Source organism: Streptomyces venezuelae, assembly GCF_008642335.1.
GTDB classification, from domain to species: Bacteria; Actinomycetota; Actinomycetes; order Streptomycetales; family Streptomycetaceae; genus Streptomyces; species Streptomyces venezuelae_F.
Map to the genome: position 1 here is coordinate 1,485,454 of NZ_CP029191.1, position 20,921 is coordinate 1,506,374.

The window sequence follows — 20,921 nt, forward strand, 5'->3', positions numbered from 1 at the left end:
CGGTGTGGGGTCGGGTGGGGGCGAGGTTGGATGGGGGTGGGGTTGGATGGGGTGCATGACTGTCGGCAGCGGGCCCGCGCCCGACCCCCGTGAAGAGATGATCAGCATCGTCGACGAGCACGACGAGGTGGTCGGCTCGGCCCCGCGCGGTGAGGCGTACGCGCGCGGGCTGCGCCACCGTTGCACGTTCATCCTGGCGCGCGACGCCGAGGGGCGCGTCTTCGTGCACCGCCGCACCCCGACCAAGCTCGTCTTCCCCTCGCTGTACGACATGTTCGTCGGCGGCGTGGTCGGAGCCGGGGAGTCCTACGACGACGCGGCGCTGCGCGAGGCGGAGGAGGAGCTCGGCGTGCGTGGACTGCCGCGGCCCACCCCGCTGTTCAAGTTCCTGTACGACGACGGCGCCGGGAAGTCCTGGTGGTCCTACCTCTACGAAGTCCGCTGCGAGCTGCCCGTGCGGCCGCAGGCCGAGGAGGTCGCCTGGCACGCCTTCGTCACGGAGGACGAACTGGCGCGGCGGCTCGACGAGTGGGAGTGGGTGCCGGACGGGCTCGACGCCTACCACCGGCTGAGGGCCTTCCGCGCGGTGTGACCGACGGGGTTCGACGGGGCTTGATCAACACGGCCTATGGTGCGGCCGTGAGCTATTTCGTACAGAGCCTGAAGCTGTGGTTCGCGCCCGAGCGGATTCGCGAGGACGGCGACACCCCCGACTACCGCTTCTCCCTCGCCAACGAGCGCACCTTCCTGGCGTGGCTGCGCACCGCGCTCGCGCTGATCGGCGGCGGCTTCGCCGTGGACCAGTTCCTGCCGGATCTGCGCTGGGGGTGGCGGATCGGGCTCGCGCTCGCGCTGCTCGCCTCGGGTGTCCTCTGCTCGCTGCGCGCCGTCAACCACTGGGTGCGCTGCGAGCGGGCCATGCGGCGCGGCGAGGATCTGCCGTCCAGCCGCTTTCCGACGGTGCTGAGCCTGGCCGTCGCGGTGGTCGCGGTCGCCATGGTGGTGGTCGTGCTGTTCGGGTGGGAGGGGTGACGGAGGGGGCGGGGCGGGGGTCCGCGCGGGTCCGTGACCCCGGTCTTCAGCCGGAGCGCACCCGTCTGGCGTGGCGGCGTACGACTCTGTCGTGCACGGTGGCGGCGGTGCTCGGCGCCCGCGCGGTCCTGCACGACGGGGCCACGGCGTTCGGGGTACTCGCGTGTGCGCTGTGCCTGCTGCTCTGGCTCGGGTTCCTGGTGGTGGCCCACCGCCGGATGGTCACGCTGACCGTGGCCCGGCCGCGGACGATGTCGCTGCGGGCGGCGCGGGTCGCTGCGCTGTGCACGGTGGCGCTGGCGGTGTGTGCGGTGGTGATGCTGCTCTGAGGGCGCTTCGGGGTTGGTTTTAGGTGCGGCTGGGGCGCCTCGGGTTCGGTTGTGGGTGCGGGGCCGCGGGGGTATGTGCGTACTCGCCATCCCTGCGGCGGGGTCCGATGTTTCCGGGTGCCTCCGTGTGCTCGGTGCTCCGTGCGCACATACCCCCGCGTCCCCTCCCGTCTCGTGCGCGGGTGCGGGCCGGCTCCAACTCCCGGAGCGGGCTGTTCGGGCGGTGTGGGCGCGTCAGTCGCCCCACTCCACCGTGACCACGATCTTGCCTCTGGTCCGGCCCTCCTCGCTCAGGCGGTGTGCCTCCGCCGCCTGTTCCAGCGGGAACGTCTTGTCGACGTGGACGGTCACGACGTCCTGTTCGGCGAGTTCGGAGAGGCGTTGGAGGTCCTCGGCGACGGGGCGTACGAAGCAGTAGTGGCCGCCCAGGCCGATCACCCCGCCGTCCGCGATGGACGCAAGGCGGCCGCCCGGTGAGAGGAGCTCCGCGGACGCCTTCAGCGTGTCGCCGCCCACCGTGTCGAACGCCGCGTCGACGCCCTCCGGGGCGAGTCCGCGGACCCGGTCCACCAGGCCTTCTCCGTAGGTGACCGGCTCGGCGCCCAGCTCGCGCAGGTAGTCGTGGTTGCGTTCGCTCGCGGTGCCGATGACGCGGGCGCCCGCGTGCCGGGCCAGCTGCACGGCGATCGAGCCGACGCCGCCCGCCGCCGCGTGCAAGAGCACGACGTCGCCCTCGGTGACCTCGAGGGCCTGGTTGACGACCTGGTACGCGGTCAGGCCGGCGAGCGGGAGGCCCGCGGCCTCCTCGAACGTGAGGTTGCGCGGCTTGCGGGCCAAGGTGCGGATCGGCGCGGCGACGTACTCGGCGAACGTGCCGCGGGAGAGGAAGTCCTCGCGTACGTAGCCGATGACCTCGTCCCCCACCGCGAACTCCGGTGCCGCGGCGCCCGGTTGGACCACCACGCCGGAGACGTCCCAGCCGGGGATCACGGGGAAGACCGGGTCCAGGAGGCTGTCGAGGTGCCCTTCCCTGCACTTCCAGTCGACGGGGTTGACTGCGGCGGCGCGGACCTTCACCAGGACGGAGTCGGGGCCGACCTTGGGGTCGCGCACCTCTCCGTACTCGAGGACTTCGGGCCCGCCGTAGCTGCGGTAACTGATCGCCTTCATGAGGGGTCGCCTTCGCGGAGGTCGGGAGAAACATCGTCGAGGCTGACAAGGATCGCATATGGGAAATAAGCGGGCATTGGGGGCTAGCCTGAGAGGGTCAACCCTCCCCCGGAGCCCGAGAAGGTGCGCGTCATGACCACCCTCCACCACGAACACCCCGTGCACGACCACGTCCATGGCCCGGCCTGCGGCCACCCCGAGGTGCCGCACGGCGACCACGTCGACTACGCGCACGACGGCCACATGCACCGTCTGCACACCGACCACTACGACGAGTGCGACCCGACCGGCCACACCGCCCACCAGGGCCACGACCACCAGCACGGGGACGGCTGCGGCCACGACTCCGTGACGCACGGCGACCACGTCGACTATCTGCACGACGGCCACCGGCACGCGTCGCACGACGGGCACTGGGACGACCACTGAGAGCTCCGCCCGGCCCGCGCCCCACGACGGGGCGCGGTAGCCTCTGGACGGCATACCGACTGGTCGGCATCATGTAGGGCAGCCAGCAAGCAGTGGCACGCCACCACCATGCCGATCAGGAGCGAAGATGAGCTCAGACCATCCGCCGGGCCTCGACCTCGACCAATTGCGCGGCCACCTCGACCGCGAGCGGCCCGGCCTGGTCGGCGGCCCGCTCTCCGCCCGGCTCATCGAGGGCGGCCGGTCCAACCTCACGTACGCCGTCACCGACGGCACCGCGCGCTGGGTGGTCCGGCGCCCCCCGCTGGGCCACGTCCTCGCCACCGCGCACGACATGAAGCGCGAGCACCGGGTGATCGCAGCGCTGCACCCGACGGACGTGCCGGTGCCCGCGCCGGTGCTGCTCTGCGAGGACGAAGCCGTCATCGGGTCGCCGTTCTACGTCATGGAGTTCGTGGACGGAACCCCGTACCGCACCGCCGAGGAGCTCGCGCCGCTCGGCCCCGAGCGCACCCGTGACGCGGTGCTCGGTCTTGTCGACACCCTCGTCGACCTGCACGCCGTCGACCCGGCGGCCGTCGGGCTCGGCGACTTCGGGCGGCCCGAGGGCTTCCTCGACCGGCAGCTGCGCCGCTGGGGCAAGCAGCTCGACGCGTCCCGCAACCGCGAGCTCGCCGGCATCGACGAGCTGCACGCGGCGCTCGGCCGCTCGCTCCCCGACTCCCCCGCGCCCACCGTCATCCACGGCGACTACCGCCTGGACAACGTCCTCATAGGCGACGACGACCGGATCAAGGCCATCCTCGACTGGGAGATGTCCACGCTCGGCGATCCCCTCACGGACCTGGGCCTGCTCGTGATGTACAGCGCGAAGCTGGAGGTGCCCGACTCCCCCGTCAGCACCACCGCGGGCGCGCCCGGCCACCCGGACCCGGCCGAGCTGATCGAGCGGTACGCCGCGCGCTCGGGGCGCGACGTGTCGGCCGTCTCCTGGTACACGGCGTTCGCGTGGTTCAAGCTCGCCGTGATCCTGGAGGGCATCCACTACCGCTACACGCTGGGCCAGACGGTCGGTGCGGGCTTCGACCGGATCGGCGAGCTCGTGCCCGTCTTCATCCAGCACGGTCTGACGACCCTCCAGGAAGGCTGAGCCGCCGTGGACTTCGCATACGACGCGCGTACCGAGGAACTGCGCGGCAAGCTGCTCGCCTTCATGGACGACCACGTCTACCCCGCTGAGGCCGTCGCCGACGAGCAGCGCGCCGCGCTCGCCTCGCCGTGGGACACCCCCGCCGTGGTGGAGGAGTTGAAGGCCGAGGCGCGTCGGCAGGGGCTGTGGAATCTGTTCCTGCCCGATGCCGAGCACGGTGCCGGACTCACCAACCTCCAGTACGCACCGCTCGCCGAGATCACCGGTCGATCGCCACAGTTGGCGCCCACCGCGTTGAACTGCGCCGCGCCCGACACCGGCAACATGGAGGTGCTCGCGCAGTTCGGCAGCGGGGCGCAGCGGAAGCAGTGGCTGGAGCCGCTGCTCGCCGGGGAGATCCGCTCGGCGTTCGCGATGACCGAGCCGGACGTCGCCTCCTCCGACGCCACGAACATCACGACGCACATCGAGCGCGATGGCGACGACTACGTCATCAGCGGCCGCAAGTGGTACATCTCCGGGGCCATGAACCCCGACTGCAAGATCTTCATCGTGATGGGCAAGACCGACCCCGAGGGCGCCGACATCCGCCGCCAGCAGTCGATGGTGCTCGTCCCGCGCGACACCCCCGGGCTCGAAGTCCGGCGCGCCATGCGGGTGTACGGGTACGAGGACCACTACCACGGCGGTCACGCCGAGGTCGTCTTCGACCGCGTCCGCGTCCCCGTGTCGAACCTGATCGGCGAGGAGGGCGGCGGCTTCGCCATCGCGCAGGCGCGGCTCGGTCCTGGCCGCATCCACCACTGCATGCGGCTGATCGGCATGGCGGAGCGTGCCATCGAGCTGATGTGCCGGCGTGCCGTGTCGCGTACGGCGTTCGGGAAGCCGCTCGCCCAGCAGGGCGTCGTGCAGGAGTGGATCGCGGACGCGCGCGTCGCCGTCGAGCAGCTGCGCCTCCTTGTCCTGAAGACGGCGTGGCTGATGGACACGGTCGGCAACAAGGGCGCGCACACGGAGATCCAGTCCATCAAGATCGCGACGCCGCGCGCGGTGGTGGACATCCTCGACCGCGCGGTGCAGCTGCACGGGGCGGGCGGCGTCAGCCAGGACTTCCCGCTCGCCGAACTGTGGGCCGCGGCGCGGACGCTGCGCTTGGCGGACGGCCCGGACGAGGTTCATCTGCGATCGCTGGCCCGCCGCGAACTCAAGCGGTACGTGTAGCGACCTCAGGGGCGCGGGGAACTGCGCGCTCAGCCCCCACCGGGGCGCGGTCGCGTCTGCCGCGGCAGGTCCTACGGCGGGTGCGGCCCGGCGGGGCCGCTCGCGCAGTTCCCCGCGCCCCTCAGGGGGCCCGCAGGGCCCTCAGGAGGAGGTCGGCCAAGTGGTCCGCCACCTGTTGAGGGGAGAGCGGGCCCTCCGGGCGGTACCACGTGGACAGGTGGTGGACGGAGCCGAAGTGGTAGTCCACCACCAGGTCCGCGGGGGTGGCCTTGGAGAAGACGCCCGATTCCTGGCCCTCCTCGATCAGGGCCCGGAAACGTTCGTGGTAGCGGCGCCGCTCCGCCCGGACCTGCTTGTTCTTCTCCGGGCCGAGGTGGTGCATGGAGCGGAAGAAGATCGACGCGTCGTCGAGGTTGTCGATCGTGCTGACCACGACGTCCGCCGCCGCGTCGCGGACCCGGTCGGCGACCGGCGCGTCCGCGTCGGCGATGGCGTCGAGCCGCTCCTGCTGGACGCGGAGCAGCCGGGCGTAGACCTCGTGGAGCAGGTCGTCCTTGGAGCCGAAGTAGTGGTAGAGCGCGCCCTTGGTGACCCCGGCCGCCTCCACGATCTCCTGGACCGACGTCCGGTCGTAGCCCTGGTCGGCGAAGAGCCTGGTGGCGGCGGCGAGGAGTCGCTGCGGGACGGGCGTCCCGTCACCGTCCGTCGTTCTGGCCACTGCCGCCACCTGCCTTTCGCGTCACTTGCTGTCGGTCGGGCGGGAACGCAGTTCCCGCCGGAGGATCTTCCCACTTGTCGTCTTCGGCAACTCCTCCAGTACCTCGACCTCGCGCGGATACTTGTACGCGGCGAGCCGTTCCTTGCAGTACGCGGTCAGGTCCTCGGGTCCGGTGTCGCTGCCGGGACGCAGGCTGACGTACGCCTTCACCGTCTCGCCCCGGTAGCTGTCGGGGACACCGACGACGGCCGCCTCGCGGACGGCGGGGTGGGTGTAGAGGACGTCCTCGACCTCGCGGGGCCACACCTTGAAGCCGGACGCGTTGATCATGTCCTTCTTGCGGTCGACGACGTAGAGCCAGCCCGCCGGGTCCATGAACCCGATGTCGCCGGTGCGCAGTTCCCCGTCGGGGAAGGCCTCGGCGGTGGCGTCGGGGCGCTGCCAGTAGCCGGGGACGACCTGGGGGCCGCGGACGACGATCTCGCCGTGCTCCCCGAACGGCACCTCTGCGCCGAGGTCGTCCAGGATGCGTACGACCGTCTCGGGGCCCGGAACGCCGACGGCGAGGGTGCCCGAGACCGGGTCGACGGGGGCCTCCTGGCCGGGCGGCACGGAGGCGCAGGGGGCGGTGCACTCGGTGAGGCCGTACCCGTTGTGGAGGTAGGGGCCGAAGGAGGCGCGGAACTTCTCGACGAGGGCCGGGGGCAGCGGCGCGCCGCCGGAGGAGATCATCGCGAAGGAGTCGAAGTGGGCGCGGGTCACCGAGGGGTGGGCGGCGAGCGCCATGAAGGCGGTCGACGGGCCGACCGTGTAGGCGGGCCGGTGCTCGGTGAATGCGTCGAGGACCACCCCGGCCTCGAAGCGGTAGGCGAGCGCGAGCGTTCCGGCGTTGGCGATGCAGGCGGCGACCTGCGCGACCATGCCGGTGATGTGGAAGAGCGGCGCCATCGCGAAGTAGCAGGCGCCTTCGGGTATGCCGGACCCGGTGCGCTGGCGTTCCGCGTTGTAGGTGATGTTGCCGTGGGTGTTCATGGCGCCCTTGGGGGTGCCGCTGGTGCCCGAGGTGTAGCTGATCAGCGCCACGTCGGAGGGGGCGAGGGCGCGGTCGGCCGGGGCGGGGAGTCCTTGGCGGGCGACGGCGATCAGGTCTTCGGCGTCGTCGGCGACGGGCAGGCGTTCGAAGTCGAGGACCCGGGCGTCGTTCCGGGTCTGCAGGTCGAGCTGGCAGGCGGTGAGGACGACACGGACCGGTGAGTCGGCGGCGGTGTCGCGCAGGTACGTCTCCCAGGCACGGTCGGAGCAGACCAGCGCGGTCACTCCGGCGTCGGCGAGGACGTGCCCGACCTCCGCCGTGCGGTACATGGGGTTGACGGGGACGACGGTGGCGCCCGCCTTCCAGGCGCCGAGGAGCGCGAGCACGAAGTGCGGGGTGTTCTGCAGGAGGATCGCGACGCGGTCGCCGCGGGCGACGCCGCGGGCGGCGAGGTGCCCGGCCACGGAGTCGCTGAGGGCGTCGGTCTCGCGGTAGGTCAGGCGTCCGTCGAAGTAGGCGAGCGCGGTGTGGTCGGGGGCGCGCTCGACGGCGGCGCGGAACGCGTCGGGCACGGAGGGCGCGGGGTGCACGGGCGCGCGCTGGGCGTCGTTGAGCCGGGCCAGCCAGGGCTTGGCGGCGTACGGGGACCCGAGGGGCAGGTGGTCGTTCACCGCTCGTTCTCCTCCCACTTCTGCTGGATGTGGTTCATGCCCTTGAGCCACTTGTCGGGGGTCTCGGCGCGGGCCCGGTAGAACGCGGCCACCTCGGGGTGCGGCAGGATCAGGAAGCGGTCCTCCGCCATGCCGGCGAAGAGCGCGGCGGCGACGTCGTCCGGTTCGATGGCGGTGGGGGTGAGCACGAGGTCGCCCGCGGTGCCGGTGGCGGCGAGCATGTCGGTGCGGACGCCCTGCGGGCAGATCGCGTGGACCTTGATGCCGCGGTGGCGGTACGTGAGGGAGAGCCACTCGGCGAACGCGTACGCGCCGTGCTTGGTGACGCTGTAGGGCGCGGCGCCGATCATCGTGAGCAGGCCGGCCGCGGAGACGGTGGAGACGAAGCGGCCGCTGCCGCGCTCCAGCCAGTCGGGCAGCAGCGCGTGGGCCGCCCGCACGTGCGCCATGACGTTGACGTCCCAGGCGGCGGCCCAGACCTCTTCGGGCGCGGCCTCACTGCCGCCGGAGCCGAGCCCGGCGTTGGCGCAGTACACGTCGACGGTGCCGCCGAGCGCGTCGCGGGCCTCGGGCACGATCGTGGACGCGTCGCCGGGCACGGCGATGCCGCCGATCTCGTCGGCGACGGTCTTCGCCTTGGCGGCGTCGAGGTCGTTGACGACGACGCGCGCCCCTTCGGCGGCGAAGCGGCGGGCGAGCGCGGCCCCGATGCCGCCCCCTCCGCCCGTGACGACGACGCCCTTGTCCAGCAGGGTTTCCACGATCGTTCTCCTTCGCCCGCGGCTCGGCTTCGCTGGCAGACTAACCAGTCGGTATGTCGCGGGGAAAGGGGTGCGGAGGCCCGGGTTCAGGGCCCCCGGGCCCTACGGCCTGCCGACCATGCTCGCGTGCAGGATCCGGGCCAGCTCGCGCGGCTGGGAGAACATCGGCCAGTGCCCGGTGTCCATCTCGACGAGCCGCCAGGGCTCGCTCTTGAGCAGGTCGGCCACGTCGTCGGACGGCTCTTCGCCGTCGAGCAGGCACTTCACGTACGTCGCGGGCAGTTCGGCCAGCGAGCGCTCCAGGACGGCGGGCTCGGTCAGGGTGGCGCCCGGGTGCGGTGTCGCGCCGCTCGCGATTCTGGCGACCTGCTCGCTGTCGAGCCCCTGTCCGTCGAACTCCGCCGCGTGGGGGAGCCACCAGCCGTCGCCGTCGTCGAGGATGCCCTCGAACGCCTGCTGGCCCTGCCACCACAGGGAGGCGAACGACTCGCCGTCGACCGGCACGACGGCGTCCACGAACACGACGCGGGCCAGCCGGTCGCCGATGCGCTCGGCCGCCTGGCCGACGGGGATGCCCGCGTAGCTGTGCCCGACGAGGACGACGTCGCGCAGGTCGAGACGTTCGACCTCGGCGACGATGTCGTCCACGTGGGTCCGCTGCCCGGCGGGGACTTCCTGCTTGTCGGCGAGGCCGGAGAGGGTCAGGGGGTGGGCGCCGTGTCCGGCGGCCCGCAGGTCCCGTGCCACGTCCTCCCATGCCCAGGAGCCGAGCCACGCGCCTGCCACCAGTATGTATTCCGCCATGGCGGAGAACGTACACGCTCGGGGCGAAACGGGGCAGACCCCTCCGGTGGCCGTCGTCGCACACGCGTCCCTGCCGCACATCTGGTCAGGTGCCCCGGGCGGCAGGACCATACCGGCGTGGAGCCCTACTGGGAATTGACCTTCGACGCCGACGGCGACGTCGACACCGCTCAGCGCGCGCAGCTGCTGGCCGGCGCGGAACGTGAACGCGTCACCGATCTGCTGGTCTTCGCGCACGGCTGGAACAACGAGAAGAAGGACGCCCGGAAGCTGTACGGGCGTTTCTTCACCCCCTGCCAGGATCTCGCCGGGACGGGGGTGCGCCTCGGCTACGTGGGAGTGATGTGGCCCGCGATCCGCTTCCCCGACGAGCCCATCCCCGACTTCGACCCGTCGGCCGCGCCCGTCGCCGCCACCCCGCCGGGCGAGCCCGTGCTCGACGCGACCACACGGGAGGTGCTCGACCGCGCCTTCCCCGACCACGCGGCGACCCTCGACCGGATCGCCGAACTGCTCGCCGAACGCTCCGAAGTACCGACCCGCATCTATGAGTTCGGGCGGCACGTGCGTGAGCTGGTGTCCCTGCGCGAGACCCATCCGGCCCGCCACTTCGGGCAGGACACCGGGGCGGGCGAGCCCGCCATGCTCACCGACGACGCGGTCAAGGTCTGCGAGGTGTTCGCCGCCGCGCGCGCCGACACCGGCGAGCCCCTCCTCCTCAGCGACCTGCGCAACCGTCTGTGGGACGGCGCGTACGAACTGCTGCGCCAAGGCACGTACTACGCGATGAAGCGCCGTGCGGGCGCCGTCGGACAGCTGGGGCTCGGGCCCGCGATCGGCCTGCTCGCCGCGGACGTGCCGAGGGTGCGGGTGCACCTCATCGGGCACAGCTTCGGCGGCAGGCTCGTGTCGTACGCGCTGCGCGGCATGCCTGCCGACGTGCGCGCGGTGAAGTCGGTGACCCTCCTTCAAGGCGCCTTCTCGCACTACACGTTCGCGGAACGGCTGCCTCACGACACGTCGCGCGGCGGAGCGCTGCACGGGATGCAGAAGCGCATCGACGGGCCGCTGGTCTCCTGCTACTCGCACCACGACGACGCGCTCGGCCGGCTGTACCCCCTCGCGTCGAAGCTGGCCGGGGACTCCTCCAGCTTCCTCAACCTGTGGGAGCGGTGGGGCGCCGTCGGCTACAACGGCATCCGGTCCGTGACCGGCACCAAACGCATCAAGCTCGGCGAGAAGGTGCCGGTCACGGGCTGTGTGAGCATCGACGCGGCGTCGGTGGTGCGCCGGGGCGGTCCGCCCTCCGGCGCGCACAGCGACGTGTGCCACGAGGAGCTGGCACGCGTCGTGTTCGCGGCGGGGCGGATCGCCCGGTCGTAGGAGCCCGTCCTTGCGGGCGGCCCGGCCTACCGGTGGCGGGGGAACTCGACGACCTGCTGGTACGTCGGGCGGTTCTGCCACTGGATCGGCTTGTGCGTGATGCCGCCGAGCGCCCGGTGGATGACGGAGTCCGCGCACCACTGGTCGCCCGCCTTGCACGCGTCGTCACCGGGGTAGACCTCGGTGGCGGGCTTCGCGGCGGCCTGCCCGAGGGTGGTGAGCAGGGCGTCGCGGCAGGCGTCGAGCTCGCCGCCGCCGCAGTAGGTGTCGGCGAGCTCGCCCTTCACCGGCTGTCCGAGGACCTTGCGCAGATCCTTGTCGGCGTAGCCCCACCAGCCGTACTGGAAGGCCGATCCGGCGTGCGCCCCCGTCGGCCCGTGCCCGGCGGACGGCGCCTCGTCGGTGGCGAGCTGGGAGGTGAGGGCGTCGTAGAGCTCCTTGCCGAGGCCCGGCTTGAACTCGGCCTCGATCAGCCGCGGCCACCAGGCGTCCATGATGCGTACGGCGTCGGGGTGTGCGTACGTCTTGGCGCCCGCCGCCGTCTGGTTGCGCTGGGCGCCGGCCTTGCCCCACGCCTCCAACTGCTCGACGGCTTTGGCCTGTTGCGGGTCGGTGATCGGCTTGCTGCGCAGCACCTTCAGGAGCTCGGGCAGCACCTGTTCGCCGCGCAGGTCGGTGACGGCGGCCTCGGACATGGCCCGGGTGAGCGAGGCGCGGGTGACACCGCCCTGTTCGGTGAGCTTCTTGACGCGTCCGTCGAGCAGATCGCCGCGGTGCACGGCGCTGACACCGAAGCCCGCCGTGCTGAAGTCCTTGGCCTGCTTGTTGTTCCAGGAGATGTAGTAGTCCTGGTTGACGGACTGCGGGTGCTGGGCGGGCGGTGTCTGCGCGGAGGTGTTGTCCGCCGGGTCGAAGTCCCGCCATTCGAGGTCCTGTTGGGCCTTGACGGGCAGGGCCGGGTCGACGCTTTCGGCACGCTCGGGGTTGGCGCCGCTGTTGTAGTACGCGATGTCGCGCGAGTCGACGTAGAACCAGTTGAAGGCGTAGCTGATGTTCTGCGCGGCCTTCTTGAACGTCGCGGAGTCCTTGACGTACGTGGGGTCGTTCAGCATCTGGAAGCCGATGATGGAGTCGGCCTCATGGCGGTAGGTGGAGCGCAGCGAGACGTACGCGACGGGCTTGCCGTCGATGCTCGCGCGGTGCGTCACGATGCCGTACTTCGTGCGGAAGACCTGCATGCGGTAGGAGCCCGCGGCCGTGGAGTCGGCGACGGTCGGCTTCCAGGCGTTCTTGCGCTCCATCTTCTCCATGGGGGTGCAGGTGCCGCGGTACAGGTAACCGGCCGACTGCTTGGTGGGGGCTCCCCCGCCCGGCTCGCACAGCTCCACGGCGTACGTGTCGGTGATGTCCTGTCCCGCGGAGGTGGCCGACCAGGCGTAGTCCTGGCCGCGCCCCAGCTGGACGTACATGCCGACGCCCGCGAAGGAGACGCCGCGCGCGCTGATGCCGGGGCCCTGGAGTTCCTGCTGCATGAGGAGCTGGGGTGCGAAGTAGCCGGTCTGCGGGCCGAAGACGGCGACGGGGTTGCCGCTCGCGGTGTGCTTCCCGGAGACGAGCAGGGCGTTGGACATGCCCTTCTTGTGGCCGTCGGCCCGGAACAGGTCCGGGGGCAGGACGCCCTTGTCGTACATGCCCTGCGCGGGCCTCAGCTTCTTCGGCGCCTTCACGGGGTCCTTGGCGCCGGTCCTGGCGCCGCCCTCGCGGTCGTACACGAGCTGTTCGCGCTCGACCGAGCCCGGGTCGGGCAGGGCGGTGCCACGCGCCTTCTCCGGCTTGCCCGCGTAGGGGAAGCCCGTGCCGTCGTGGATGGTCTGGACGGCCTCGGGGTCGTTGCGGGCGCGGAAGGACTCCCAGACCTTCGTGCCCTTCTCGACGCCGTACTTCTTCTGGGACTCCAGGAGGGAGAGGGCGGACTCGACCTCTCCGCCGCCGCCGTTGCCGAAGAGCCCGCCGACCACCGAGGCCAGCGCGATCATGTCGGTGATCTTGAAGGGTTCTATCTCGCCGACGTTGGTGATCGCGTCTATCTTGCCGGTCAGGACGTACTCGCCGGGGAAGTAGCGGCCGTTCTTCGACTTCGTGCGGTACGCGTTGAGGCCGTCGATGTAGGCCTGCGCGTCCTCCATCGCCTGCTTGCCGCGCTCGCCCTGGGTCGTCCTGATGTACTCGACCTGTTTCTCCAGGTCCTTCTCCGTGTACGGGGCCTGCGGCCAGAACTGCTGCTCCAGGCCCTGGTTGGCGGGGGCGCCGCCCGCGAACGAGGTGAGCTGGCCGCGCCCGATGTGCCGGAACAGGTCGATGAGCCAGAGCCGGTCCTGCCCGGCGGCGAAGCCCGCGCCGAACTCGGTGCCGTAGCGCGTGGTGCCCTTGATGTGCGGGACGCCGTACTTCTTGTCCCGGGTGATCGTCACGTCGTCGCGCGGCTTCGTGACGGAGTCGACCTGGTCGCCGGGCACCCCGAAGGAGGCATCATTGAAGAACTCGGTGAGCTTGTCGTCGGTGAGCGACGGATAGCCGGAGGACAGCGCGTCGTACGGACCCAACTGGTCGTCGGCGTGCTTGGGCTGAGTGCCGAGGACACGGTGGGCGAGGATCTCGGCGAGCGTGGCGTTGCCGCTTGCGCCGGGCGGCAGGACGTCGGCGCACTGGCCCCCGCAGTAGTCGGTGTCCTCGGCGGAGCGCTCCTTCGGGGCCGGCTCCCGGGGGCCGGCGACGGCGCCCGGCAGGGGCGCGAGCAGGGAGGCGCCGAGCGCGAGCGCCGCCCCCGCGGTGAGTGTTCTGAGCCTGACGATGCGTCGTCGCATGGGTGCTCCTCCGGTTGCTGCGGAAGACCGATGCGGCGGAGGCTACTGGCGGGTTGCCCAACGTGAAAGATGAACAAGCGTCGCCTTTTCCGAATCACCACAACGCGCCCCCCATGCGCCTGCATCACCACAGCTCGTGCGGGCAGGCGAAAAACGGTCGCGCGATGAGGGAGCCGAATCGCGTGTCGATACGTCTACTCGGCGACGTCGTGACGAACTCGATGGACTCGACTCGACATCGACGCCGGCGAATGCGGAACACGGGTACCAGTACGGAAGTACGTGTGACGGAGGTGCAGGGCGATGGCCGGATTCCGGAGTCTCGCGAGACAGGTGCGTGATCCGAAGAGCGACCTGGCACTGCGGCGGTACTCGCTGCGCAAGTGCCTGGAGAGGTTCGCCCCCTACGGTCACCGGGCGACCTGGGACCATCTGTGCGCCCGGGCGGGGTTCGGGCCCGAGGACAGGTCGCCCGACCCGGTGCGGCTGGTGGCGGCACTGAACGAACTGGAGGCGGCTCGGGCGGTGTGGCTCGCCTATGAGGCGGACTTCGCCGAACGCCGCCGCAAGGAGAAGCACGACGGGCTCAGGCGCCCCGGCAGCGTCGACGACTGGCACCGCTGCACGTGGGGCGGGTGCGGCGTGGCCTGGTGCGACGACCCCGACATCCACCCGGACGAACCCCTCGCCGAGGTCCTGCGCCGGCTCATCGCGGCGCTGGAGCGGGAGCCGGGCACGAGCTGCCCCGTCTGTGCGGACACCACTCTCACCTGGAAGCACGGCCTGGCGCACGAGCCGTCGTCGGGAGCGGTCTGCACGGGCTGCGGCATCGTCGTGCCCGGCCCGGTCCTCACGGCCGACGCCGTGGACCGGGCGCGCGCGAGGCGGCTGCGTCCCCTGGTGTCGGCGTGAGGAACGGTGCGGTCAGGGCGTGACCACATCCGTGTGGATCGCCAGCTTGAACTGGGCGTGGATCAGCGGCGTGCGGAGCTTCACGTCTCCCACGCCGCGTGCCGAGATCTTCAGGCCCAGCGGTGTGCCCGGGTGCACGAACATCTGCCAGAGGTAGGTCCTGTACTGCCCTCCCCTGGTCGGCGCGGAGTCGGTCGTCGCGGTCGAGTCGTACCCCGTCGAGTGGTTCAGCGGGTCACGGACGTACCGCGAGCGGTACTCGATCGCCTTCGCGTCCGCCTCCCAGAAGACCATCGCGGACAGCAGGCCCCACCCCTCGTGGCTGGGCCATATCAGCCCCGAGCGGGCGTCCGGGTACTCCGAAGGGCTCGTGAGGCCCTTCGCCGGGTCGTGCATGCGCCACGGGTCGTAGGACTCGGCCCCGGCGCTGTACGGGAAGCGCACCAGGTGGTAGCCGTCACTGTCGTACTTGACGGTCTGCTTCCCGTGGCGTGCGGCGTCCCACAGCAATGAGCAAACGACGACGGACATCGACTCTCCCCCGTTCTGTGCCTGTGGCTGTGACTGTGCCTGTGTCTGTGTCTGTGTCTGTGTCGACGGTCTCGCTTCCTACTCCTACTGCTTGCGGGGTTTGCGGTCCACCAGCAGGCGGGAGCCACTGTGCCGCTCGCCGAAGACGTCGTCGGGGTTGGAGAGCACACAGGTGTCCAGGGACAGGCAGCCGCAGCCGATGCAGTCGGTCAGGTGGTCGCGGAGCCTGCCCAGCTGTTTGATGCGCTTGTCCAGCTCCGAGCGCCAGCCCTCGGAGAGCCGGGCCCAGTCCTCGCGGGTGGGCGTGCGCTCCTCGGGGAGCGAGTCGAGGGCCTCGCGAATCGTGGAGAGCGGGATGCCGACGCGCTGGGAGGCGCGGACGAAGGCGACGCGGCGGAGCGTGTCCCGGTGGTAGCGGCGCTGGTTGCCGGAGGTGCGGCGGCTGGTGATGAGGCCCTTGGACTCGTAGAAGTGCAGGGCGGACACGGCGACGCCGCTGCGGTCGGCGAGCTGGCCGACGGTGAGTTCGTGGACGTTCTCCGGTATCTGGGGCACAGCACAAACCTAATGGCTGGTCCGTTGACACGCGTCGACCCACGCACCATGCTGAGCAAGCGCTTAGTCTGCATACGTCTAGGAGGCCAGGGACATGGCGGAGCCGAGGATCTTCACGTCGCCCGAGGAGCTGCGCGCCGGTGTCGGCGAGCAGCTCGGATACAGCGACTGGCTGGAGATCGACCAGAAGCGGATCGACCTCTTCGCGGAGGCGACCGGCGATCACCAGTGGATCCACGTGGACGCCGAGAAGGCGGCGCAGGGCCCCTTCGGGACGACCATCGCGCACGGCTATCTGACGCTGTCGCTGCTGCCGATCCTGGTGCCGCAGACGCTGCGCGTCGAGGGCATGAAGATGGGCCTCAACTACGGCACGGAGAAGGTCCGCTTCCCCTCCCCCGTGCCGGTCGGCTCGCGGCTGCGCGCGACCACCGTGCTCACGGACGTCACGCCGACCAAGGACGGCGGCGTACAGGTGACGGCGAAGGTCACCGTGGAGCGCGAGGGCGGCGACAAGCCGGCGTGCGTGGCGGAGTCGGTGTCGCGCTACTACTTCTGAGGTTCCACCGCTCCTGAAGTTCCGCTACTTCTGGAGGTCGGTGGGCCGTGCGCCCACCATGCGCAGCACGAGGTCGGCGTAGAGCGCGCCGACCTCGTCGGGCGTCCGGTGTCCCGCCGCGTTGAACCAGCGGGCGACGTCGATGCAGAGCGACAGGACGGCGAGCGTGGTGCCCGGCACGTCGGGGACGTCGAACTCCCCCGTCCGCACGCCGTCGTTGATGATGTCGCGCACGGCCGCGTCCGACTTGCGGCGCAGCGCGACGATCTCCGTGCGGTGCTCGTCGCCGAGCGCGTCCAGCTCGTACTGCACGACCCGCGCGGTCGTGTGGTGGGCGGCGTGCCAGCCGACGAAGGAGCGCACGGCCTCCTGGAGCCGTTCGGCGGGGCCGCCGTCGCCGTCCGCAGCGGTCCGCAGGATCGTCAGGGCCTTGTCGTGGCCGATCCGGCTGATGCGGTGGAGCAGCTCTTCCTTCGTCTTGTAGTGGATGTAGAGCGCGGCGGGGCTCATTCCGGCGCGGCCCGCGATGTCCCGGGTCGTCGTCGCGTGGTACCCGCGCTCGGCGAAGGCCTCGACGGCGGCGACCAGCAGCCGCCTGGCCGCGTCGGGGCTGACCTCGCCCCACGGCTGCTCCTCGCCGGGCGTCTCCTCCGCCGTACCCATGTCCACTCCTTCACCGTTCGGGAGGGACACCATACCCCTGACGGTGAGCAAGCGCTTAGCGTGCGGGGCAGGTCAGAAGGCCGAAACCCCCGTCAGCGCGCGCCCGATGACGAGTTTCTGTATCTGGCTGGTGCCTTCGTAGAGGGTCATCACGCGGGCGTCGCGGAGCAGCTTGCCCGCCGGGTACTCGTCGATGTAGCCGTACCCGCCGAAGACCTGGAGCGCGTTGTTCGCGGCGCGCACCGCCGCCTCGGAGGCGAACAGCTTGGCCTTCGAGGACTCCGTGGCGAACGGCTGCCCGCGGTCGATGAGGTCGGCGACCCGCCAGGTCAGGAGGCGCGCGGCGTCCACGTCGACCGCGATGTCGCTGATCAGCTCCTGCACCAGCTGGTGGTGGGCGATGGTCTTGCCGAACTGCTCGCGCTCGCCTGCGTACCGCACCGCCGCGTCCAGGGCGGCCCGCGCGATGCCCACACAGCCCGCCGCCACCGACATGCGGCCCTTCGCGAGGGCCGACATGGCGACGGAGAAGCCCTTGCCCTCGGGCGCCATCATGGCCGACGCGGGCACGCGCACGTCCTCAAGGACGAGTTCGGCGGTGGCCTGACCGCGCAGGCCGAGCTTGCCGTGCAGGGTGCGGCGGGTGAGGCCGGGGGTGTCGGTGGGGACGAGGAAGGCGGAGACGCCCTTGTGGCCGGGCGCGTCGCCGGTGCGGGCGAAGAGGAGCACGACGTCGGCCCAGGTGCCGTTCGTGATGAACATCTTGGTGCCGTTGACGACGTACGCGTCGCCGTCGCGCACCGCCCTGGTGGTGAGGTTGCCCGCGTCGGATCCGGTGCCCGGTTCGGTGAGCCCGAAGCATCCGACGTACTCGCCGGAGGTGAGCCCCGGCAGCCACTGCCGCTTCTGCTCCTCGCTGCCCCAGTGCGCGATGGTCTTGGCGACAAGACCGAGCGAGACGGAGACGATGCCGCGCACGGAGGAGTCCCCGCGTCCGAGTTCCTCGGTCACCAGGCAGTACGCGAGGTGGTCGCCGCCCGAGCCGCCGTACTCCTCGTCGATGGTGAGCCCGAGGAAGCCGACCTCGCCGAGCTTCTTCACGAGGCCGCGGTCGACGCTCTCCGCGCGGTCCCACTCGACGACGTGCGGTGCGATCTCGCGCGCGACGAAGTCCTCGGCCAGCTCCCGGACGGCGGTCTGCTCGTCGCTGAGCTCCAGGTTCATCGGGGGCACCTCTCCGGTCGGGGTCGTGACGGCGGGGCCGTCTCCGCGTGACGTCGAATTTTAAATTAGCACTGCTAGTTTGTTCCGGCAGCCCTACTATGTGCCGCATGGCCCGACCGCGCAAGCCCCTCCTGAGCCGAGAACGCATCGTCGACACGGCGCGCGCACTCGTGGACGCCGAGGGTCTCGCGGCCGTCTCGACGCGCCGCCTCGCCGCCGAACTCGGCGTCAGCGGGCCCTCCCTCTACAACCACTTCCGCACCAAGGACCAGATCCTGGAGGCCGTCGCCGACTCGGTGAGCGCACAGGTCGACCTGTCGATGTTCGAGCCCGACGACGCGCGGGACTGGCGCACGGCCCTGCACGACTGGGCGGTCTCCTACCGGGCCGCCCTCACCCTGCACCCGAACATCGTGCCGGTGCTCGCGCGCGGCCCCGGGCGCAGGCCGGCCGGGCTGCGGCTCGCGGACGCGGTGTTCGGCGCGATGGTCGACGCGGGCTGGCCCGCCGCGCAGGCCACGTCGATCGGCGCGCTGATGCGGTACTTCGTCATGGGCTCCGCGATCGGCTCGTTCGCCGGGGGCTTCGTGGACGACGAGGCGGCGTACGACCCCGCCGACTACCCGCACCTCGGCCAGGCCCACCTGCTCGCCGACCGCCAGCAGGTCATCGACGAGCGGGCCTTCGAGGCGGGCCTGCGGGCGCTGCTCGACGGCCTTGCGCTGCAGTACGAGCAGGTGGCGGCGCGAGCGTAAGGGGGGGCCTGCCTGCGCGTTCGCCGCGTACCCCGGCATCGACGGCCTCGGCGCCGTCGATGGCCTGAAGGGTCGCGTCACTCCGTGACGATGCGGTCCACGGCGGCCGTGACCAGGGCGTCGCGCTCGGCGTCGGTGAGGAAGTCGGGCAGGGTGAGCTGTTCGACGATGAGCCAGTTGAAGGCGAGGTAGAGGAGCTTGACGGCGGTGGCGTCGCCGGGCAGCCCCGACGCCTCGTGGTACGAGAGGTTCGCCTCCAGGTCGGCCCGGACCCGCTCGGTGAGGACGGCGCGGAGCTCCGGGCGGCGGGTGGCCTCCAGGCGCAGTTCGAGCAGCGCCAGATAGCCCGTACGGAAGCCGCTGACGCGGCCGACGACCTCCCGCATCAGCTCGACGTAGGTCTCCTTGTCCCGCTTGGCGGCACGCTGCCGTTCGACCTCGGCGGGTTCGGGCGTCAGGCGCTCGTAGACCCGGGCGCCGGCCTGGGTGAGCAGGTCGTCGCGGTTGGCGAAGTAGTTGGACGCGGTCCCGGTGGGAACGCCCGCCTCGGTGTCCACGGACCGGAAGGTCAGCCCGCGCGCACCGTCCCTGGCGAGCACCTCGATGGCGCCGTCGACCAGAGCCGCCCGCCGCCCGTCATTCCTGCGCACCATTGACACCACTCCATTCGCAGTACTACGTTCCGACCACTACAGCTTGAGTACTACAGGGGGAGTAACGGAATGCGCAAGCTGGTCTACTACATCGGCGCCTCGGTCGACGGGTACATCGCGGGCCCCAGGGAGTTCGACTCCGCTTCGACACGGTCCTGATGGGTCACGGAACCTCTCTCAAACAGCGGCCGGGCAGGACATCTGGCTGTGCGGCGGCGGACGGGTCGCGGCCGCGCCGCTCCCCGACATCGACGAGCTGATCGTCAAGAGTTACCCCGTCGTCGCGGGCGACGGAATCCCCGTCTTCGGCGGGAAGTCCGACCCGACGCGGTTCCGCGTGACGGCTCGCGAGGCGTTCGACAACGACGTCCTGATGACGTGGTTCGAAGCGGCCCGGTAGATGTAATCTGCATCCGTCTCGTCGGGCGGTATGGGCCGGACGGTTGAGGGACGTGGGGTGGGGGTGGCCGTGGGGCACGCGACGGATGCGGTGGATGCCGGTGGTTCGGTCGGCGGACCGGAGGACTCGGCCGGGGGCCGGGGCCGGGCGCACACCCCGGCCCGCCTCAGGGACTTCGCGGCGCAGGTGCTGCGCGGTCAGGGCCAGGTCACGTTTCTGCCGAACGCTGCCACCGGCGCCCTCTTCGCCGTTGCGCTGTTCGCGGCGGGCTGGGAGTACGGGGTGTACGGCCTGGCCGGCACCGCCGTCGGGACGGCCACCGCACGGCTCCTCGGCGTGGACCACGACCGCGTCGCGGCCGGGCTCGAGGGCTTCAACGCCTGCCTGACGGCGCTCTGTTTCGCGGTCTTCCTCGGCGCGGCCCACATGTCGACGGCGCTGCTCGCGGTCGCGGGCTGTGTGGTCGTGACGGTCGTGACGGCGGCCGTCGTCCGGGGGCTCGGCGTCTGGGGCCTGCCCTCGCTCACGCTCCCCTACTGCCTGCTCGCCACCGCCGTGACCATCGCCGCACCCGGCTTCGGACGGCTCTGGCACACCGGACAGGGCGTGGCCGCGCTCCCGCTGCCCGCGTCGGGCACGACCTCCGTCGAAGCGGGCGAGCTGGCGCGCGGTTTCCTCGCCGGTTTCGCCCAGATCTTCTTCATGCCGCAGTGGTACGTGGGCGCCCTGCTGTTGCTCGGCCTGCTCGTCGCGGGCCCCCGCACGGCCGCCGTCGCATGCCTCGGCAACGCCGTGGGCGTCGCCACCGCGTGGGCCCTCGGCGCGCCCGCGGCACGGATCGCCGACGGCACGATGGGCTACAACGCCGTGCTCGTCGCCCTCGCCCTGTGCGGCGTCTTCCTGCCCGCCCGCGCGGCGACCCTCACGTACGCACTCGTGGCGGCCGCCGCCGCGACGGCGCTCGGACCCGCGGTCTCGGCCCTCTTCGCGCCGTCCGGCGGCCACGCCTTCACCTGGCCGTTCGTCCTGACGACGTTCGTGTTCCTGGCGGCGGCCAAGTCCTTCCCCCGGCTGACCGGTTCGGACCACGCGGACTAGTCGGGG

The 20,921-nt window shown here is 71.3% G+C and carries 22 protein-coding genes; 11 read left to right on the plus strand and 11 right to left on the minus strand.

The window, feature by feature from the left end; all coding sequences use genetic code 11:
* The first annotated feature begins 55 nt into the window (after window positions 1-55).
* The 3 genes from DEJ49_RS06560 to DEJ49_RS06570 are packed head-to-tail and all read left to right on the plus strand — an operon-like array spanning window position 56 to window position 1,361.
* Window positions 56-592 (plus strand): NUDIX hydrolase, encoded by a 537-nt coding sequence (locus tag DEJ49_RS06560; RefSeq protein ID WP_223832744.1) that lies wholly within the window; start codon window positions 56-58, stop codon window positions 590-592.
* Between the two features lie 47 nt (window positions 593-639).
* The gene (locus tag DEJ49_RS06565) at window positions 640-1,032 is read left to right on the plus strand and encodes a YidH family protein (RefSeq protein WP_150183207.1); all 393 of its coding nucleotides are present in this window, start codon (window positions 640-642) and stop codon (window positions 1,030-1,032) included.
* The gene (locus DEJ49_RS06570; protein WP_150183209.1) at window positions 1,029-1,361 is read left to right on the plus strand and encodes a DUF202 domain-containing protein; all 333 of its coding nucleotides are present in this window, start codon (window positions 1,029-1,031) and stop codon (window positions 1,359-1,361) included. Before DEJ49_RS06565 ends, DEJ49_RS06570 begins: the two co-directional genes overlap by 4 nt.
* A gap of 234 nt (window positions 1,362-1,595) precedes the next feature.
* Here the strand turns inward: DEJ49_RS06570 and DEJ49_RS06575 are convergent, their stop codons facing one another.
* Window positions 1,596-2,531 carry an NADP-dependent oxidoreductase gene (locus DEJ49_RS06575; RefSeq protein ID WP_150183210.1) on the minus strand — a complete coding sequence of 312 codons (936 nt, stop codon included), beginning with the start codon at window positions 2,529-2,531 and terminating at the stop codon, window positions 1,596-1,598.
* 132 nt (window positions 2,532-2,663) lie between these two features.
* On the opposite strand from DEJ49_RS06575, the gene DEJ49_RS06580 reads away from it, so the two are divergent.
* From DEJ49_RS06580 to DEJ49_RS06590, 3 genes are all read left to right on the plus strand, one after another.
* Complete coding sequence (locus tag DEJ49_RS06580; protein WP_150183212.1) at window positions 2,664-2,960, plus strand: hypothetical protein; 297 nt, start codon at window positions 2,664-2,666, stop codon at window positions 2,958-2,960.
* A 127-nt stretch (window positions 2,961-3,087) separates the two neighbouring features.
* On the plus strand, window positions 3,088-4,110 hold the full coding sequence (locus DEJ49_RS06585; RefSeq protein WP_150183214.1) for a phosphotransferase family protein: 1,023 nt from the start codon (window positions 3,088-3,090) through the stop codon (window positions 4,108-4,110).
* Between the two features lie 6 nt (window positions 4,111-4,116).
* Window positions 4,117-5,331 carry an acyl-CoA dehydrogenase family protein gene (locus DEJ49_RS06590; RefSeq protein ID WP_150183216.1) on the plus strand — a complete coding sequence of 405 codons (1,215 nt, stop codon included), beginning with the start codon at window positions 4,117-4,119 and terminating at the stop codon, window positions 5,329-5,331.
* Between the two features lie 121 nt (window positions 5,332-5,452).
* On the opposite strand, the gene DEJ49_RS06595 is transcribed toward DEJ49_RS06590, so the two are convergent.
* The 4 genes from DEJ49_RS06595 to DEJ49_RS06610 form a co-directional block, all read right to left on the minus strand.
* On the minus strand, window positions 5,453-6,049 hold the full coding sequence (locus tag DEJ49_RS06595) for a TetR/AcrR family transcriptional regulator (protein ID WP_150183218.1): 597 nt from the start codon (window positions 6,047-6,049) through the stop codon (window positions 5,453-5,455).
* Between the two features lie 21 nt (window positions 6,050-6,070).
* Entirely contained in the window at window positions 6,071-7,753 is a 1,683-nt protein-coding gene (locus DEJ49_RS06600) for a class I adenylate-forming enzyme family protein (protein WP_223832745.1), read from the minus strand.
* Window positions 7,750-8,517, minus strand: coding sequence for an SDR family oxidoreductase (locus DEJ49_RS06605; RefSeq protein WP_150183219.1), 768 nt, complete (start codon window positions 8,515-8,517; stop codon window positions 7,750-7,752). The genes DEJ49_RS06600 and DEJ49_RS06605 overlap by 4 nt, the downstream gene beginning before the upstream one ends.
* 99 nt (window positions 8,518-8,616) lie before the next feature.
* Window positions 8,617-9,318 (minus strand): alpha/beta fold hydrolase, encoded by a 702-nt coding sequence (locus DEJ49_RS06610; protein ID WP_150183221.1) that lies wholly within the window; start codon window positions 9,316-9,318, stop codon window positions 8,617-8,619.
* A 117-nt stretch (window positions 9,319-9,435) separates the two neighbouring features.
* Between DEJ49_RS06610 and DEJ49_RS06615 the strand changes: the two genes are divergently transcribed.
* Window positions 9,436-10,701, plus strand: coding sequence for a serine-threonine protein kinase (locus DEJ49_RS06615; protein ID WP_150183223.1), 1,266 nt, complete (start codon window positions 9,436-9,438; stop codon window positions 10,699-10,701).
* A gap of 26 nt (window positions 10,702-10,727) precedes the next feature.
* Here DEJ49_RS06615 and DEJ49_RS06620 read toward each other — a convergent pair whose 3' ends face one another.
* Window positions 10,728-13,565 (minus strand): penicillin acylase family protein, encoded by a 2,838-nt coding sequence (locus DEJ49_RS06620; RefSeq protein ID WP_150183225.1) that lies wholly within the window; start codon window positions 13,563-13,565, stop codon window positions 10,728-10,730.
* Between the two features lie 303 nt (window positions 13,566-13,868).
* Between DEJ49_RS06620 and DEJ49_RS06625 the strand changes: the two genes are divergently transcribed.
* Window positions 13,869-14,477, plus strand: coding sequence for a hypothetical protein (locus DEJ49_RS06625; RefSeq protein WP_150183227.1), 609 nt, complete (start codon window positions 13,869-13,871; stop codon window positions 14,475-14,477).
* A gap of 12 nt (window positions 14,478-14,489) precedes the next feature.
* On the opposite strand, the gene DEJ49_RS06630 is transcribed toward DEJ49_RS06625, so the two are convergent.
* Together DEJ49_RS06630 and soxR are read right to left on the minus strand one after the other, a co-directional pair.
* Window positions 14,490-15,008, minus strand: coding sequence for a hypothetical protein (locus DEJ49_RS06630; protein WP_150183229.1), 519 nt, complete (start codon window positions 15,006-15,008; stop codon window positions 14,490-14,492).
* A gap of 84 nt (window positions 15,009-15,092) precedes the next feature.
* Window positions 15,093-15,563 carry a redox-sensitive transcriptional activator SoxR gene (gene soxR, locus DEJ49_RS06635; protein WP_150183231.1) on the minus strand — a complete coding sequence of 157 codons (471 nt, stop codon included), beginning with the start codon at window positions 15,561-15,563 and terminating at the stop codon, window positions 15,093-15,095.
* A gap of 94 nt (window positions 15,564-15,657) precedes the next feature.
* On the opposite strand from soxR, the gene DEJ49_RS06640 reads away from it, so the two are divergent.
* Complete coding sequence (locus DEJ49_RS06640) at window positions 15,658-16,122, plus strand: MaoC family dehydratase (protein WP_150183233.1); 465 nt, start codon at window positions 15,658-15,660, stop codon at window positions 16,120-16,122.
* Between the two features lie 24 nt (window positions 16,123-16,146).
* On the opposite strand, the gene DEJ49_RS06645 is transcribed toward DEJ49_RS06640, so the two are convergent.
* Both DEJ49_RS06645 and DEJ49_RS06650 read right to left on the minus strand, forming a co-directional pair.
* Window positions 16,147-16,785: a TetR/AcrR family transcriptional regulator gene (locus DEJ49_RS06645; protein ID WP_150183235.1), complete on the minus strand. Its 639-nt coding sequence runs from the start codon at window positions 16,783-16,785 to the stop codon at window positions 16,147-16,149.
* 72 nt (window positions 16,786-16,857) lie between these two features.
* Window positions 16,858-18,009 (minus strand): acyl-CoA dehydrogenase family protein, encoded by a 1,152-nt coding sequence (locus DEJ49_RS06650; protein ID WP_150183237.1) that lies wholly within the window; start codon window positions 18,007-18,009, stop codon window positions 16,858-16,860.
* Between the two features lie 107 nt (window positions 18,010-18,116).
* Here DEJ49_RS06650 and DEJ49_RS06655 point away from each other — a divergent pair, with 107 nt between their 5' ends.
* Window positions 18,117-18,764, plus strand: coding sequence for a TetR/AcrR family transcriptional regulator (locus DEJ49_RS06655; protein WP_150183239.1), 648 nt, complete (start codon window positions 18,117-18,119; stop codon window positions 18,762-18,764).
* A 77-nt stretch (window positions 18,765-18,841) separates the two neighbouring features.
* On the opposite strand, the gene DEJ49_RS06660 is transcribed toward DEJ49_RS06655, so the two are convergent.
* Complete coding sequence (locus DEJ49_RS06660) at window positions 18,842-19,417, minus strand: TetR/AcrR family transcriptional regulator (protein WP_150183241.1); 576 nt, start codon at window positions 19,415-19,417, stop codon at window positions 18,842-18,844.
* 469 nt (window positions 19,418-19,886) lie between these two features.
* On the opposite strand from DEJ49_RS06660, the gene DEJ49_RS06670 reads away from it, so the two are divergent.
* Window positions 19,887-20,915, plus strand: a complete 1,029-nt coding sequence (locus tag DEJ49_RS06670) for an urea transporter (protein ID WP_223832746.1) — start codon at window positions 19,887-19,889, stop codon at window positions 20,913-20,915.
* The last annotated feature ends 6 nt before the right edge of the window (window positions 20,916-20,921 follow it).